This is a genomic window from Pseudomonas sp. D47 (genome assembly GCF_045447305.1).
Taxonomy (GTDB): Bacteria; Pseudomonadota; Gammaproteobacteria; order Pseudomonadales; family Pseudomonadaceae; genus Aquipseudomonas.
This window is the reverse complement of record NZ_JBJGXU010000002.1, coordinates 21180-36921: the sequence shown is the minus strand read 5'-3', so window position 1 is coordinate 36921 and position 15742 is coordinate 21180. Positions and strand designations below refer to the sequence as shown.

The following is a 15742-nucleotide window of genomic DNA, read 5'->3' as shown; positions in this document are numbered from 1 at the left end:
CGCGTGTCGCAAAGTCCCTACAAGACTGGGCAGTCACAGGTGTCAAGGGCCCTGCGCTACGACTTTTGGCCAAGAGCCACGGGATACAAGGGCTTAACTGTTCACAATCACATTAAAAAATGTCTACAATTTTTTATTCAAAAATCAATTTTGCAACGCTTCGCCAAATCGCGGCCACAAAAAAGGCGCCCACAAGGGACGCCTTTTTCAACAGCTGACAAAAACCCAAAGGGCTTTTGAGCCTTACTCTGCTGGAGTAGCAGCAGGCTTCTTGCCGAAAGCACCAAAGCGATCTGCGAAGCGCTGTACACGGCCGCCGGTGTCCAGAGTTTTCTGCTTACCGGTGTAGAACGGGTGGCACTCGTTGCATACGTCAGTACCCAGTGGCTTGCACAGGTTCGAACGCGTTTCGAACTTGTTGCCGCAGCTGCAGGTTACTGCGATGGTTTCGTACGCTGGATGGATATCGGCTTTCATGGTGACTTCCTCGGGCTAGCGTGCCGCCACACGACACTATTGTCGAATACCGCACGTAATTAGGCCGCGGATTCTACCAGACCTTTTTAAACGCGCAAGCGGCGGCGCCTGTCGTTTGCGCACATAAAAGCCCCTTTCATCAGAAAACTTCCGGCTCACCACGATCATTGTGGGAGCCGGGCTTGCCCGCGATGGCGGCGTGTCAGGCACCCAATCCGGCGACTGATACGCCGCTAGCGCGGGCAAGCCCGGCGCCCACAGAAGTGCTGCCTCCAACACCCGAGACGGGACACCTCCACCGCAGGTCTGCTAGGCTCGCGCCCCTGCGCCACCGCCTGCCTTTATAAGAGACCCCCCGCGTGCCCGACGCCATTTTGCGCCTAGCCCTGCCCTCGCCTCTGCGCCGCCTGTTCGACTACCGCGCCCCGGCCGGCGTGCTGCGCGCGCAGTTGCAGCCGGGCATGCGTGTGCGCGTGCCGTTCGGGCGGCGGGAAATGATCGGCATCCTGGTGGAAGTCGCCGACCACAGCGAAGTGCCCGCAGAAAAGCTCAAGCCCGCCATCGCTATCCTCGACGCCACTGCGCCACTGCCCCCGGCCTTGTTCAAGCTGTGCCTGTGGACTGCCCAGTATTACCAGCACAGCCTGGGTGACACGCTGAGCTGGGCGCTGCCGGTGCTGCTGCGCCAGGGCGAGTTGGCCGAAGCACGCCAAGAACGCTTCTGGTCGATGGTGCCCGGCGCCCGCCTGGACGACCCGCGCATCGCCCGCGCGCCGCGCCAGCGTGAAGCCCTGGCCACGCTGGCGCAGCACCCCCACGGCGTGGCGCATCAGCTATTAAGCAAGCTGATGCTGAGCAAGGACAGCCTCGACCTGCTGCTGGCCAAGGGCCTGGTGCAGGTGGAAATCCGCAAGCACGCGCCGGACCCGCGCCACGAACACTGGCTGGCCCAACCCGAACTGCCGCTGAACCCCGAGCAACGGGCTGCTTATGAAGCCATCCGCGCAGGCGCAGGCAGCTTCCATGCGTTCCTGCTGGCCGGCGTGACCGGCAGCGGCAAGACCGAAGTCTATTTGCAGCTCATCCGCGAAACCCTGAAGGCCGGCAAACAGGCACTGGTGCTGATCCCCGAGATTAACTTGGGCCCGCAAACCCTGGCGCGTTTCGAGCAGCGCTTCAATGCGCGCATCGCCCTGGTGCATTCGGCGGTCAACGACCGCGAACGCCTGGAGTCCTGGCTGGCGGCGCGGGACGGTGAGGCCGACATTATTATCGGCACCCGTTCGGCGCTGTTCACGCCAATGAAAAACCCCGGGCTGATAATCATCGACGAGGAGCACGACGGCTCCTATAAACAGCAGGAAGGCCTGCGCTACCACGCCCGCGACCTGGCGCTGGTACGCGCACGCCAGGAAGACATCCCGATTGTGCTGGGCTCGGCCACGCCTTCCCTGGAAAGCCTGCACAACGCCTACACCGGCCGTTACGGGCTCCTACGCCTGAATGAGCGCGCAGGTGGCGCCAAACAACCGCGTTTCCTGCGCCTGGACGTCAAAAGCCGCCCGCTGGACAGCGGCATTTCCGGGCCAATGCAACAAGCCATCGGCCAGACCCTCGCCGCCGGCCAGCAAGTGCTGGTGTTTCTCAACCGCCGGGGCTTTGCGCCGACGCTGCTGTGCCATGACTGCGGCTGGATGTCCGAGTGCGAGCGCTGCGATGCGCGCATGACCGTGCACCAGCGCCACGGCGAGTTGCGCTGCCATCACTGCGGCCATGTGGAACGGGTGCCGCGCCACTGCCCGCAATGCGGCAAGGTGGACTTGCGCCCAGTGGGCGCCGGCACCGAGCGTGCTGAAGAGCGCCTGGGGATTTTGTTCCCGGACTACCCGGTACTGCGAGTCGATCGCGACAGCACGTCGCGCAAAGACGCGATGAACCAGCTGTTCGCGACCATCCAGAAAGGCCAGCCGTGCATCCTGATCGGCACGCAGATGCTTGCCAAAGGGCACCACTTTCCACGGGTGACGCTGGTGTCGATCCTGGATGCCGACGGCGGCCTGTTCTCCGGCGACTTCCGCGCCAGCGAACGCATGGCGCAGTTGATCGTGCAGGTCGCGGGCCGGGCCGGGCGGGCCGAAGAGCCGGGCCGAGTGATTATCCAGACGCACCTGGCCGACCATCCGCTGTTGATCCAGCTGACCGAACAAGGCTACTTTGCCTTCGCCGAACAGGCCTTGAGCGAACGCCGCGCCGCCGGCCTGCCGCCCTTTTCCCATTTGGCCTTGCTGCGCGCCGAAGCCCACAAACCGGGGCAGGCAGAAAGTTTTCTGGATGAGGCGTGCAGCGCCGCCGAACGTTTGCTTGGCGAACTGGGTCTGACCGGCATCGAATTGCTCGGCCCGGTGCCCGCGCCTATGGAACGCCGCGCCGGGCGTTATCGCGCCCAGCTACTCTTGCAGGCAACGTCCCGCGCACCACTGCATCGGCTATTAAGTAGCTGGTTACTTGCCCTGGAGCAAATGCCCAGCGGCCGGCAAGTGCGATGGTCGTTGGATGTGGACCCGGTAGACCTGTATTGATAGCAGGCACGCCAGCGCCCACATTTTGAAATGTGAATACCCTTAAATGTGGGAGCGGGCTTGCCCGCGATGAGGCCCGCAGGTCCGCCATCTGGTCTGAACGGTTGGCAAGCCCGCCCTCGCCACGGATAATGCCCAGTTTTTCCACCTGCGCATCGCGCGCCGCCGCTTGCGGTCGAAAGAGAACACCATGAAAGACACCATTCGCCAGTTGATCCAACAAGCCCTCACCCAACTCGTCAACGAAGGTGTGTTGCCTGAAGGCCTGACGCCGGCGATCCAGGTGGAAAACACCCGCGACAAGACCCACGGCGACTTCGCCAGCAACATCGCGATGATGCTGGCCAAGCCTGCGGGCATGAAGCCGCGCGACCTGGCGGAAAAAATCATCGCCGCACTGCCGGCTGACGAGAGCGTCACCAAGGCTGAGATCGCCGGCCCAGGCTTCATCAACTTCTTCCAGAACACCCAGGCCCTGGCTTCGCGCCTGGACGCCGCCCTGGCCGACGCCAAGATCGGCGTGCGCAAGGCCGGCCCGCTGGAGCGCGTGGCGATTGACCTGTCGGCCCCCAACCTGGCTAAAGAGATGCACGTGGGCCACTTGCGTTCGACCATCATTGGCGACGGCGTGGCGCGGGTGCTGGAGTTCCTCGGTGACACCGTAATCCGTCAGAACCACGTGGGCGACTGGGGCACCCAGTTCGGCATGCTGATGGCCTATCTGCAGGAAAACCCGATCACCAGCAACGAGCTGGCCGACCTGGAAAACTTCTACCGCGCCGCCAAAAAGCGTTTTGACGAGTCCGAAGAGTTCGCCGACCGCGCCCGTGGCCTGGTGGTCAAGCTGCAAGCCGGCGACAAGGAATGCCTGGCGCTGTGGGGCCGCTTCCGCGAGATCTCGTTGTCGCACTGCCAGGAAATCTACGAGCTGCTCAACGTGAAGCTGACCATGGCCGACGTGATGGGCGAAAGTGCCTACAACGACGACCTGATCAACGTGGTCAACGACCTCAAGGCCAAGGGCCTGCTGGTGGAGAGTAACGGCGCGCAGTGCGTGTTCCTCGAAGAATTCAAGACCGCCGACGGCGAGCCGCTGCCGGTCATCATCGTCAAGGCCGATGGCGGCTACCTCTACGCCACCACCGACCTGGCGGCCGTGCGCTACCGCAGCGGCGTGCTGAAAGCCGACCGCGCGCTGTATTTCGTCGACCAGCGCCAGGCCCTGCACTTCCAGCAGGTGTTTGAAGTGGCACGCCGCGCAGGTTTCGTCACCCACCCGATGCACATGGAACACATGGGCTTCGGCACCATGAACGGCGCCGACGGCCGCCCGTTCAAGACCCGCGATGGCGGCACCGTGAAGCTGATCGACCTGCTGAACGAAGCCCAGGAGCGTGCCTACAACCTGGTGAAGGAAAAGAACCCGGAGCTGGCCGAAGCCGAGTTGCGCAACATCGCCCGCGTGGTGGGTATTGGCGCGGTGAAATACGCCGACCTGTCCAAGCACCGCACCAGCGACTACAGCTTCAACTTCGAACTGATGCTCAACTTCGAAGGCAACACCGCGCCGTACCTGCTGTACGCCTACACCCGCGTGGCCGGCGTGTTCCGCAAGCTGGGCAAGGACTTCAGCGAAGTTGAAGGCCAGGTCGTGCTCGATGCTCCTCACGAACAGGAATTGGCGGCCAAACTGGCGCAATTCGCAGAAGTGTTGAACAGCGTCGGTGAGAAAGGCACGCCGCATGTCCTCTGCACCTATTTGTATGAAGTCGCCGGCCTGTTCTCCAGCTTCTACGAGCACTGCCCGATCCTCACCGCCGACGACGAAGCCCAGAAGCAAAGTCGCCTGCGCCTCGCCGCACTGGCTGGACGGACCCTCAAGCAAGGCCTGGAATTGTTAGGCCTGGAAACCCTGGAGCGTATGTAAGTTGGCTGCCAAGAAAAAACCTGCACCCAAGCGCGGCGCCAGCCGCTATCAAGCCCCGGCGAAAAAGCCGATTCCGGGCTGGTTGTGGATGGCCATCGGCCTGGCGGTCGGTGCGCTTGTCGTGATTCTGATGAAGCTGGAGCCGGGCAAGGGCGATGACGTTAAACGCGTCAAGCAAGAGCAGCAGAAAGCCACGAAAATGGCCGAAGCCAACAAGACGGCGCCGAGCCCGACCGCGCCGGTGAAGCCGAAGTACGATTTCTACACGCTGCTGCCGGAATCGGAAGTGATCGTGCCGCCCGACGCCGTGCCGGAGAAAACCCTGCCGACGCCGCAAGTGCCGACCACACCCGTGACGCCTGCGGAAGCGGCGAAAATCGACACCGCACGCGCTCAAGCGGCGCTGGCCGGGATCACCCCGCCGCCGCCACCGCCGGTTGCGCAGACCAAAGCGGCACCGGTGACCAAGTTCTTCCTGCAAGCGGGCTCGTTCCCGAAACAGGCGGACGCGGATCGGGTGCGAGCGCAGATCATTCTGCTGGGCCAGACGGTGACGGTGGAGTCCGGCACGGTGAAGGACTCGACTTGGTATCGCGTGCTGGTAGGGCCGTTCAGCAACCGTGAACAGCTGACCGTGGCGCAGAAACAATTGGCCGGCGCCGGGTTTAGCAACCTGTTGTTACAACAACGCCAGAGCCGCTGACTCATAGCCAACTCGGTATACATGTGGGAGCTGGCTTGCCTGCGATGGCGGTGTAACAGTCATTATTTTCAGTGACTGACACACCGCCATCGCAGGCAAGCCAGCTCCCACAGTTGGTTTTGGGACGCTCCCAAAAATGTGTCAGACCAATAAACACCACTCGTCCGCCACACCCCCCTACGGTTGAAATCCCCCTCGCCACCCCCATATGAGATTCCATCAGGGCATTTTCGCCCCGCTGCGTGGAGACTCTCCCCTTGACCACCATCGTTTCAGTACGTCGCCACGGCAAAGTCGTCATGGGCGGCGACGGCCAGGTTTCCCTTGGCAACACCGTGATGAAAGGCAACGCCAAAAAAGTGCGCCGCCTGTACCACGGCCAGGTTCTCGCGGGCTTTGCCGGCGCTACCGCCGACGCCTTCACCCTCTTCGAGCGTTTCGAGGGCCAGTTGGAAAAACACCAGGGCCACCTCGTGCGCGCCGCGGTCGAACTCGCCAAAGAATGGCGCACCGACCGTACCCTCAGCCGCCTGGAAGCCATGCTGGCCGTTGCCAACAAAGACGCTTCCTTGATCATCACCGGTAACGGCGACGTGGTTGAGCCTGAACATGGCCTGATCGCCATGGGTTCCGGCGGTGGCTACGCCCAGGCGGCAGCCAGCGCACTGCTGAAGAAAACCGACCTGTCGGCCCGTGAAATCGTCGAGACTGCCTTGGGCATTGCCGGCGACATCTGCGTGTTCACCAACCACAACTTCACCATTGAGGAGCAGGACCTCGCCGAGTAAGCCCTAGGCTTATTCCCGCTTGAGGCCGCAAACACTATGTCCATGACTCCCCGCGAAATCGTCCATGAACTTAATCGCCATATCATCGGCCAGGACGATGCCAAGCGCGCCGTTGCCATTGCGCTGCGTAACCGCTGGCGCCGGATGCAACTGCCCGAAGAATTGCGCGTTGAAGTAACGCCGAAGAACATCCTGATGATCGGCCCGACCGGCGTCGGTAAAACCGAAATCGCCCGGCGCCTGGCCAAGCTGGCCAATGCCCCGTTCATCAAGGTCGAAGCCACCAAGTTCACCGAAGTGGGCTATGTGGGCCGCGACGTCGAGTCGATCATTCGTGACCTGGCCGACGCCGCCCTGAAGCTGCTGCGCGAACAGGAAATGACCAAGGTTAGCCACCGCGCTGAAGACGCCGCCGAAGAACGCATCCTCGACGCCTTGCTGCCGCCGGCACGCATGGGTTTCAACGAAGACGCCGCACCTTCATCCGATTCCAATACCCGCCAGCTGTTCCGCAAGCGCCTGCGTGAAGGCCAACTGGACGACAAGGAAATCGAGATCGAAGTCGCCGAAGTCTCCGGCGTCGATATCTCCGCACCGCCTGGCATGGAAGAAATGACCAGCCAGCTGCAGAACCTGTTCGCCAACATGGGCAAGGGCAAGAAGAAAAGCCGCAAGCTCAAGGTCAAGGAAGCGCTGAAGCTGGTGCGCGACGAAGAAGCCGGGCGCCTGGTGAATGAAGAAGAACTCAAGGCCAAAGCCCTGGAAGCCGTCGAGCAACATGGCATCGTGTTTATCGATGAGATCGACAAAGTGGCCAAGCGTGGCAACTCCGGCGGCGTTGATGTGTCCCGCGAAGGCGTCCAGCGCGACCTGCTGCCGCTGATCGAAGGCTGCACCGTGAACACCAAGCTGGGCATGGTCAAGACCGACCACATCCTGTTTATCGCCTCCGGTGCATTCCACCTGAGCAAGCCAAGCGACCTGGTGCCGGAGCTGCAAGGCCGTCTGCCGATTCGCGTGGAACTCAAGGCGCTGACCCCGGGCGACTTCGAGCGCATCCTCAGCGAGCCGCACGCCTCGCTCACCGAGCAGTACCGCGAGCTGCTGAAAACTGAAGGCTTGGGCATCGAGTTCCTGCCGGACGGGATCAAGCGTTTGGCGGAGATTGCCTGGCAGGTTAACGAGAAGACCGAGAACATCGGTGCGCGTCGTCTGCATACCTTGCTTGAGCGTCTGCTGGAGGAAGTTTCCTTCAGTGCGGGCGACATGGCGGGTTCGCAGAATGGCGAAGCGATCAAGATCGATGCTGACTACGTGAATAGCCACCTGGGCGAATTGGCGCAGAACGAAGACCTGTCTCGTTATATCCTGTAAGCCTCACAGGAAATGGTTTGTGTAGGAGCCAGGCTTGTGTGGGAGCTGGCTTGCCTGCGATAGCATCACCTCAGTGTTCCTGAAACACCGAGGTGCCTGCATCGCGGGCAAGCCCGGCTCCCACACAAGCCTGCTCCCGCATTAAGCCGGTTCCTTCAGGAGGATCATCTCTGAGCGAACCCCCAAATGACCCAATTCCCTACCGCTGTAAACCTGCATAAAACCTCCAACACCCTCGGCCTCACGTACGGGCCCGATGAGGTCTACCAGTTGCCCGCCGAACTGCTGCGGGTGCACTCGCCTTCCGCCGAAGTCCAGGGCCACGGCAAACCCATCCTGCAGTTCGGCAAACTCAATGTCCGACTGACCAAGATAGAACCGGCCGGTCAGTACGCACTGAAATTGACCTTTGACGACGGGCATGACAGCGGACTGTTCACCTGGGACTACCTCTACCAGTTGGCTATGCGCCAGGAAGCACTGTGGGCCGACTATCTTGCTGAACTTAAAGCGGCCGGAAAAACCCGCGACCCGAGTGAGTCGGTCGTGCGGCTAATGCTCTAACTCAGGCGTCTTGCTCTTTAGAGGGCATTTTCTAGTTTCATCTGCTTGAATGCCCTGTCGCGCGGCCAACGATTGGCCCGCTTGCGAAAAAAATTAAACTCGGGTAACCAATAGAACTGGCAAGTTCCCTGCATTTGACGATGCGGTATTTACGGTCACCCGAGTCGCAGTACCAGGCTGGTGTCGTGTATCGAAATTGGGTGCGCAGCAATCGCCGGTACTCGTCTTTCGGACAATGGAGCGTCGTAGATGAGTAACAAGAATAACGATGACTTGAAACGCCAGGCCTCAGAAAACACCCTGGGGCTGAACCCGATCATCGCGTTACGAAAAAAGGATTTATTAGCCTCGGCGAAGATGGTGCTGACCCAAGCCATCAAGCAACCGTTACACAGCGTCAAGCACGTGGCCCACTTTGGCGTCGAATTGAAGAACGTGATGTTTGGCAAATCCGCGCTGGTGCCCGAAGGCGATGACCGTCGCTTCAACGACCCCGCCTGGAGCCAGAACCCGCTCTACAAACGTTACCTGCAAACTTACTTGGCGTGGCGCAAGGAACTGCACGACTGGATTGGCGACAGTAACCTGTCGGAACAGGACATCAGCCGCGGCCACTTTGTGATCAACCTGATGACCGAAGCCATGGCCCCCACCAACAGCGCGGCCAACCCGGCGGCGGTCAAGCGCTTCTTTGAAACCGGCGGCAAAAGCCTGCTCGATGGCTTGTCCCACCTGGCCAAGGACATGGTGCACAACGGCGGCATGCCGAGCCAGGTCAACATGGGCGCCTTTGAAGTGGGCAAGAGCCTGGGCACCACCGAAGGCGCCGTGGTCTTTCGCAACGACGTACTGGAGCTGATCCAATACAAGCCGATCACCGAGCAGGTGCACGAGCGCCCATTGCTGGTGGTGCCGCCGCAGATCAACAAATTCTATGTATTCGACCTGAGCCCGGAGAAGAGCCTGGCGCGCTTCTGCCTGCGCAATGGTTTGCAGACGTTTATCGTCAGCTGGCGCAACCCGACCAAGGCCCAGCGCGAGTGGGGCCTGTCGACCTATATCGAGGCGCTCAAGGAAGCGGTCGATGTGGTCACGGCGATTACCGGCAGCAAAGACATCAACATGCTCGGCGCCTGCTCCGGCGGTATCACCTGCACCGCGCTGCTGGGCCACTACGCGGCGCTGGGGGAGAAGAAGGTCAACGCCCTGACCCTGCTGGTGAGCGTGCTGGACACCACCCTGGACACCCAGGTAGCGCTGTTTGTCGACGAGCAGACCCTGGAGGCAGCCAAGCGCCATTCCTACCAGGCTGGCGTGCTGGAAGGCCGCGACATGGCCAAGGTGTTTGCCTGGATGCGCCCCAACGACCTGATCTGGAACTACTGGGTCAACAACTACCTGCTGGGCAACGAGCCGCCGGTGTTCGACATCCTGTTCTGGAACAACGACACCACGCGCCTGCCAGCAGCGTTCCATGGCGACTTGATCGAACTGTTCAAGAACAACCCACTGATACGCGCCAACGCCCTGGAAGTGTGCGGCACGCCGATCGACCTCAAGCAGGTCACCGCCGATATCTACGCCCTGGCCGGCACCAACGACCACATCACGCCGTGGCAGTCTTGCTACAAGTCGGCGCAGTTGTTTGGCGGCAAAGTGGAATTTGTGTTGTCCAGCAGTGGGCATATCCAGAGCATCCTCAACCCGCCGGGCAACCCCAAGGCGCGTTACCAGACCAGCGATGGCCTGGCGGGCAAGGCGCTGGATTGGCAGGAGAATGCCACCAAACATACTGACTCCTGGTGGCTGCATTGGCAGGCCTGGCAGGCGGAGCGGTCGGGTAAATTGAAGAAAGCACCTACAAGCTTGGGTAACAAAACCTATGCCGCAGCTGAGGCGGCGCCGGGTACTTATGTGCATGAACGATAAGCAAATTGTGTAGTTGAAATGAGATCAATGTGGGAGCTGGCTTGCCTGCGATAGCGGTATGCCGGTAAGTGACAGAATGCCATCGCAGGCAAGCCAGCGCCCACATAGACCGAGTTCCTACCGATAAATAGCACCACTCCACAGGGCTTGAGCATGCCGCAACCGTTCATCTTCCGTACCATCGACCTGGATGGCCAGACCATCCGTACGGCGGTACGCCCGGGCAAGCCTCACTTGACGCCGCTGCTGATTTTCAACGGCATCGGCGCCAACCTTGAGCTGGTGTTTCCGTTCGTCCAGGCGCTGGACCCGGACCTCGAAGTGATCGCCTTTGATGTACCGGGCGTGGGCGGTTCGTCGACGCCCAATCGGCCTTATCGCTTTCCCGGCCTGGCCAAACTCACCGCGCGCATGCTCGATTACCTCGACTATGGCCAGGTGAATGCGGTGGGTGTGTCCTGGGGCGGCGCGCTGGCGCAACAGTTCGCTTATGACTACCCGGAGCGCTGCAAAAAGCTGATCCTGGCCGCCACCGCAGCCGGTGCCTTTATGGTGCCGGGCAAGCCTAAGGTGCTGTGGCTGATGGCAAGCCCAAGGCGCTATATCCAACCGTCCCACGTGGTGCGCATCGCGCCAATGATTTATGGCGGCTCGTTCCGCCGCGATTCAAAACTGGCTGCCGAGCACGCGAGCAAAGTGCGCTCGGCCGGCAAGCTCGGTTACTACTGGCAGCTGTTTGCGGGGTTTGGCTGGACCAGCATCCATTGGCTGCACAAGATCCGCCAACCGACCCTGGTGCTGGCGGGTGACGACGACCCGCTGATCCCGTTGATCAATATGCGCATGCTGGCCTGGCGCATTCCGAATGCGCAGCTGCACATCATCGATGATGGCCACCTGTTCCTGATCACCCGGGCTGAAGCCGTGGCGCCGATCATCATGAAGTTTCTCGAAGAGGAGCGCCTGCGGGCGGTGATTCATCCGCGACCGGCGGTGTAAGGACTACACCGCCGCGCAACTTGCCCAGAACCGACTATGGTTCTCAATTGGCGTGCCTGTTGTTGCCCTGACGAAGGAGTGTTGGCTCATGCGAGAAAGACCCGTGACGAACCCGGCGCCCACCCCTGCTGTGTTCATCAATGCGCAAAATGCGATCACCGGCCTGCGCGGTCGGGATTTACTCGCAACCCTGCGCAGCGTCGCCGCCCACGGCTTGCGCAACCCGGTGCACACCGCGCGTCACGCCCTGGCGCTGGGCGGTCAGTTGGGTCGCGTGTTGCTGGGCGAAACGATGCATGAACCCAACCCCAACGACGCGCGCTTCATCGACCCCACCTGGAAACTCAACCCGCTGTACCGTCGCAGCCTGCAAGCCTACTTGAGCTGGCAGAAACAGACCCGCCACTGGATCGACGACAGTGCCCTGAACGCGGATGACCGCGCCCGCGCGCACTTCGCGTTCTCGCTGCTCAATGATGCGGTGTCGCCTTCCAACACGCTGCTCAACCCGCTGGCCATCAAGGAGCTGCTCAACTCCGGCGGCAACAGCGTGGTGCGCGGTGTGAGCAACCTGTTTGATGATTTACTGCACAACAACGGCCTGCCCCGTCAGGTCAGCAAGCATGCGTTTGAAGTCGGCAAGACCGTGGCGACCACGCCCGGCTCGGTGGTGTTTCGCAACGAGCTGCTGGAGCTGATCCAGTACAAGCCCATGAGCGAAAAACAGTACGCCAAGCCGCTGTTGATCGTGCCGCCGCAAATCAACAAGTACTACATCTTCGACCTCAGCCCGGCCAATAGCTTTGTGCAGTACGCGCTGAAAAACGGCCTGCAGACCTTTATGGTCAGTTGGCGCAACCCGGATGTGCGCCACCGCGAATGGGGCCTGTCCACCTATGTGGCGGCGCTGGAGGAAGCGCTCAACGTGTGCCGGGCGATCACCGGTGCCCGCGAGGTCAACCTGATGGGCGCCTGCGCCGGTGGCCTGACCATCGCCGCACTGCAAGGCCATCTGCAAGCCAAGCGCCAGCTGCGACGCATCTCCAGCGCCAGCTATCTGGTGAGCTTGCTGGACAGCCAGATCGACAGCCCCGCCACCCTGTTCGCCGATGAACAAACCCTCGAAGCCGCCAAGCGCCGCTCCTACCAGCAAGGCGTGCTCGACGGTCGCGACATGGCCAAGGTGTTTGCCTGGATGCGCCCCAACGACCTGATCTGGAACTACTGGATCAACAATTACCTGTTGGGCAAGGAGCCACCGGCGTTCGACATCCTGTACTGGAACAACGACAACACGCGCCTGCCCGCCGCGCTGCATGGCGACTTGCTGGACTTCTTCAAGCACAACCCGCTGAGCCATCCTGGTGGCCTTGAGGTGTGCGGCACGCCTATCGATTTGCAGAAGGTCACGGTGGACAGCTTCAGCGTGGCCGGGATCAACGACCACATCACGCCGTGGGATGCGGTGTACCGCTCCACGCAATTGCTCGGCGGTGAGCGGCGCTTCGTGCTGTCCAACAGCGGGCATGTGCAGAGCATCCTTAACCCGCCAGGCAACCCCAAGGCCAATTACGTCGAAAACCCCAAGCTAAGCAGCGACCCGCGCGCCTGGTACTACGACGCCAACCATGTCGAAGGCAGCTGGTGGCCGCAGTGGCTGGAGTGGATTCAACAGCGCTCCGGCGCACAACGCGAAACATTGACTGCCCTGGGCAACCAGAATTACCCACCCATGGAAGCGGCGCCGGGCACCTACGTGCGCGTGCGCTGAGCTCAACGACCCCATTAAGAAGATTGGATGAAGACTCGCGACCGTATCCTTGAATGTGCCCTGCAGTTGTTCAACCACAAGGGCGAGCCGAACGTGTCGACCATGGAGGTGGCCAATGAAATGGGGATCAGCCCCGGCAACCTCTACTACCACTTCCATGGCAAGGAGCCGTTGGTACTCGGGCTGTTCGAGCGCTTTCAAAATGAACTGGCACCGCTGCTCGACCCGCCGGCGGATGCACAACTCAGAGCCGAAGATTACTGGCTGTTCCTGCACTTGATCGTCGAGCGCATGGCCCATTACCGGTTTCTGTTTCAGGATTTGTCGAACCTGGCGGGGCGCCTGCCGAAGCTGGCCAAGGGCATTCGCAATTTGCTTACGGCACTGAAGCGAACACTGGCTTCATTACTGGCGCGACTCAAGGCGGCGGGGCAGTTGGTCAGTGATACCCAGGCGCTGGGGCAACTGGTGGAACAGATCACCATGACCTTGCTGTTTTCCCTGGATTACCAGCGGATTCTCGACCGTGAAGGGGAAGTGCGCGTGGTGGTGTACCAGATCATGATGCTGGTGGCGCCGCACTTGTTGTTGCCGGCACGGCAGGCGACCGAGCGGTTCGCCCTGAAATATCTGGATGACATGGATTAATAATGTGGGAGCGGCGGTGGTCATAAGATCGCCAATAAAAAACGCCCGACCTTCGCAGGCCGGGCGTTTTTTGTACCCTGAAAAAATCAGGACTGACTGGATGGCGTCGGGGTTACCGGCGATGCAGTCGGGGCAGTAGCAGCGTGGGTCGGTGCGGACACCGAGTTGGCTGTCGAAGCGGTTGGCGCTGGGGTTGCAGGCTTGGCCGCAACGGCAGGCTTTGGCGCTGCTGGCTTTTTCGCTACAGCGGGTTTCTTCGCGGCGGCTGGTTTTGCCGCTGGCTTGGCAGCCACAGGTTTTGCTGCAGCAGGCTTGACGGCTGGTTTAGCGGCGGCTGGCTTGGCTGCAGATTTCGCAGCGGCCGGCTTGGCAGCAGGTTTGGCTGCGGCAGTTTTAGCAGCTGGTTTCGCAACGGCCTTGGCAGCAGGTTTAGCCGCTGGCTTGGCAGCTGCTTTAGCGGCTACTGGTTTAGCAGCAGGCTTGGCGGCAGGTTTTGCAGCAGCGGTTTTAGCGGCAGGTTTGGCAGCCGGTTTTGCCGCTGCTTTAGCTGGGGCCTTGGCCACAGGTTTAGCAGCCGGCTTGGCAGCCGCTTTAACCAGAGGCTTGGCCGCAGATTTTGCAGCCGGTTTGGCGGCAGGCTTAGCAGCCGGTTTAGCCGCGGCAGTTTTAGCCGGGGCCACTTTGGCGCCCGTGAGTTTTTCGATTTGCTTGGTCAGCGTATCGACCTTGCTGTGCAGCGTCTTCAGTTCCGCTTTGCTGGGCACGCCCAGTCGCGAAATGGCACTGTTAAGACGCTTGTCGAAAGTCTCTTCCAACTTGCCCCATGTATCAGAAATGCTCGACTTGGCAGAACCTGCACTCGCCTTGGCCGCCTCGACTTTTTTACCCACTGTGGTCTTGGTCAACTTCTCGGCTTTCTCGCCGTCCTTGACCAAAGTCTCGAAGTACTTACCGCCGTCACTGCTAACCTTCGAGTACACGCCTAAACCAGCAAGCCAGATCTTACGGGAATATTTTTCAACTTCCCCGATCCACGAGCTGCCTTCTTTCTGAGTAGTCTTTTTAACAGCCATCCCGATGTCTCCTTAGTGTTTACGCGCGACACGTTCTAGCAATGTCGTCAGCTCTTCGAGCTTAGCAGAGAGTGTCTCAACGTCATGTTTAGACGCAATGCCGATCCGATTCAAGGCACTTGCAACACGCGTGTCAAAAGCTTTCTCAACTTTATCGAGTTGAACTTCAACCAAACCTTTGACGCTTGAGACGTTACTCTTTACTTGGTCAATCTGACTGTTGGCAGCATCAAGTTGTTCAACCACAACTTTTTTGCCTTTACTTTCAACATGTTGACCAGTCTTAACCAGCTCTTTGAAGTACTCCCCGCCCTCGCTTCCAACCTTGGCATAGGCACCAAGACCGGCCAGCCAGATCTTGCGGGCATAGCTTTTTACGTCACTCAGGGTAGTGGTCTGTGCGTCGATTTTTTTCTGCAAAATAACTTTGGCCATGGTGCACCTCACGCAAATTAGGGTCGAGGAACGGCCCACAGGAGTTGAGGGCTTGGGCACAAAGTAGGGCGAAAAATTAGAATCGGCACCCTAAGAACACCTCGATCAGGCCAGCGCCTTATCCAGGGCTTTCTCGATTTCGGACTTGATAGTGCCACTCATGGCCGACATCAACAGGCCCAGCTCCACATCGATACGCAGCGAATCATCCGCCACTAATACTGTGCCTTTAACCCCCGAACGTTTGAGGTTCAGGGTGTCGCCGGACCAGGATGGCTCCAGGCCATATTGCTCCTTGAGTTTCTGCGCCAACTTCTCGGCCTTCGCGCGCGCGCCGTCTTTACCCAGGGAATGTGCACGCTCAACGGTAATACGGGCCATTGCAATGACTCCTCTTTATAACGACTCAGAACACCTGCCATGCGGCAAAAGGTCTCGGTGACCCCCTATCTTACCTTCAGCCTTGCCAAGACAA

At 60.4% G+C, this 15742-nt stretch carries 14 protein-coding genes; 10 read left to right on the top strand and 4 right to left on the bottom strand.

From position 1 onward, the window contains the following. Positions 1–243: 243 nt before the first annotated feature. Positions 244–477, bottom strand: coding sequence for a 50S ribosomal protein L31 (gene rpmE / locus ACI77I_RS03090; RefSeq protein WP_094949297.1), 234 nt, complete (start codon positions 475–477; stop codon positions 244–246). A 359-nt stretch (positions 478–836) separates the two neighbouring features. Between rpmE and ACI77I_RS03085 the strand changes: the two genes are divergently transcribed. The 10 genes from ACI77I_RS03085 to ACI77I_RS03040 all read left to right on the top strand — a co-directional run bounded on the left by ACI77I_RS03085 (position 837) and on the right by ACI77I_RS03040 (position 13759). Beyond that, a complete protein-coding gene (locus tag ACI77I_RS03085; protein WP_094949298.1) occupies positions 837–3056 on the top strand; it encodes a primosomal protein N' in 2220 nt (739 codons plus the stop codon). A gap of 190 nt (positions 3057–3246) precedes the next feature. After that, on the top strand, positions 3247–4983 hold the full coding sequence (argS, locus tag ACI77I_RS03080; RefSeq protein WP_406996941.1) for an arginine--tRNA ligase: 1737 nt from the start codon (positions 3247–3249) through the stop codon (positions 4981–4983). A 1-nt stretch (position 4984) separates the two neighbouring features. Then, positions 4985–5686 carry an SPOR domain-containing protein gene (locus ACI77I_RS03075; RefSeq protein WP_406996940.1) on the top strand — a complete coding sequence of 234 codons (702 nt, stop codon included), beginning with the start codon at positions 4985–4987 and terminating at the stop codon, positions 5684–5686. A 257-nt stretch (positions 5687–5943) separates the two neighbouring features. Further along, complete coding sequence (hslV, locus tag ACI77I_RS03070; RefSeq protein WP_064450299.1) at positions 5944–6474, top strand: ATP-dependent protease subunit HslV; 531 nt, start codon at positions 5944–5946, stop codon at positions 6472–6474. Between the two features lie 36 nt (positions 6475–6510). Next, complete coding sequence (hslU, locus tag ACI77I_RS03065) at positions 6511–7848, top strand: ATP-dependent protease ATPase subunit HslU (RefSeq protein WP_083355661.1); 1338 nt, start codon at positions 6511–6513, stop codon at positions 7846–7848. Between the two features lie 186 nt (positions 7849–8034). Continuing rightward, positions 8035–8412, top strand: coding sequence for a gamma-butyrobetaine hydroxylase-like domain-containing protein (locus ACI77I_RS03060; RefSeq protein WP_406996939.1), 378 nt, complete (start codon positions 8035–8037; stop codon positions 8410–8412). A gap of 249 nt (positions 8413–8661) precedes the next feature. Further along, positions 8662–10341: a class II poly(R)-hydroxyalkanoic acid synthase gene (phaC, locus tag ACI77I_RS03055; RefSeq protein ID WP_094949303.1), complete on the top strand. Its 1680-nt coding sequence runs from the start codon at positions 8662–8664 to the stop codon at positions 10339–10341. Positions 10342–10494: 153 nt separating this feature from the next. Further along, entirely contained in the window at positions 10495–11340 is an 846-nt protein-coding gene (phaZ, locus tag ACI77I_RS03050) for a poly(3-hydroxyalkanoate) depolymerase (RefSeq protein ID WP_094949304.1), read from the top strand. An 88-nt stretch (positions 11341–11428) separates the two neighbouring features. After that, complete coding sequence (gene phaC, locus ACI77I_RS03045; protein ID WP_242153990.1) at positions 11429–13111, top strand: class II poly(R)-hydroxyalkanoic acid synthase; 1683 nt, start codon at positions 11429–11431, stop codon at positions 13109–13111. 27 nt (positions 13112–13138) lie between these two features. Next, positions 13139–13759, top strand: a complete 621-nt coding sequence (locus ACI77I_RS03040) for a TetR/AcrR family transcriptional regulator (RefSeq protein WP_094949306.1) — start codon at positions 13139–13141, stop codon at positions 13757–13759. Between the two features lie 86 nt (positions 13760–13845). Here ACI77I_RS03040 and ACI77I_RS03035 read toward each other — a convergent pair whose 3' ends face one another. From ACI77I_RS03035 to ACI77I_RS03025, 3 genes are all read right to left on the bottom strand, one after another. Then, positions 13846–14832 carry a phasin family protein gene (locus ACI77I_RS03035; RefSeq protein ID WP_406996938.1) on the bottom strand — a complete coding sequence of 329 codons (987 nt, stop codon included), beginning with the start codon at positions 14830–14832 and terminating at the stop codon, positions 13846–13848. Between the two features lie 12 nt (positions 14833–14844). Continuing rightward, positions 14845–15267 carry a phasin family protein gene (locus ACI77I_RS03030; RefSeq protein ID WP_094949308.1) on the bottom strand — a complete coding sequence of 141 codons (423 nt, stop codon included), beginning with the start codon at positions 15265–15267 and terminating at the stop codon, positions 14845–14847. A 105-nt stretch (positions 15268–15372) separates the two neighbouring features. After that, entirely contained in the window at positions 15373–15648 is a 276-nt protein-coding gene (locus tag ACI77I_RS03025) for a polyhydroxyalkanoic acid system family protein (protein WP_094949309.1), read from the bottom strand. Positions 15649–15742: the final 94 nt, after the last annotated feature.

What these genes read in the sequence shown, in the direction of transcription:
- ACI77I_RS03040 (WP_094949306.1), top strand. Translation starts at nt 13,139, where the DNA reads ATGAAGACTCGCGACCGTATCCTTGAATGTGCCCTGCAGTTGTTCAAC.
- ACI77I_RS03030 (WP_094949308.1), bottom strand. Translation starts at nt 15,267, where the DNA reads ATGGCCAAAGTTATTTTGCAGAAAAAAATCGACGCACAGACCACTACC.
- argS (WP_406996941.1), top strand. Translation starts at nt 3,247, where the DNA reads ATGAAAGACACCATTCGCCAGTTGATCCAACAAGCCCTCACCCAACTC.
- phaC (WP_242153990.1), top strand. Translation starts at nt 11,429, where the DNA reads ATGCGAGAAAGACCCGTGACGAACCCGGCGCCCACCCCTGCTGTGTTC.
- ACI77I_RS03025 (WP_094949309.1), bottom strand. Translation starts at nt 15,648, where the DNA reads ATGGCCCGTATTACCGTTGAGCGTGCACATTCCCTGGGTAAAGACGGC.
- ACI77I_RS03060 (WP_406996939.1), top strand. Translation starts at nt 8,035, where the DNA reads ATGACCCAATTCCCTACCGCTGTAAACCTGCATAAAACCTCCAACACC.
- rpmE (WP_094949297.1), bottom strand. Translation starts at nt 477, where the DNA reads ATGAAAGCCGATATCCATCCAGCGTACGAAACCATCGCAGTAACCTGC.
- phaC (WP_094949303.1), top strand. Translation starts at nt 8,662, where the DNA reads ATGAGTAACAAGAATAACGATGACTTGAAACGCCAGGCCTCAGAAAAC.
- phaZ (WP_094949304.1), top strand. Translation starts at nt 10,495, where the DNA reads ATGCCGCAACCGTTCATCTTCCGTACCATCGACCTGGATGGCCAGACC.
- ACI77I_RS03035 (WP_406996938.1), bottom strand. Translation starts at nt 14,832, where the DNA reads ATGGCTGTTAAAAAGACTACTCAGAAAGAAGGCAGCTCGTGGATCGGG.
- hslU (WP_083355661.1), top strand. Translation starts at nt 6,511, where the DNA reads ATGTCCATGACTCCCCGCGAAATCGTCCATGAACTTAATCGCCATATC.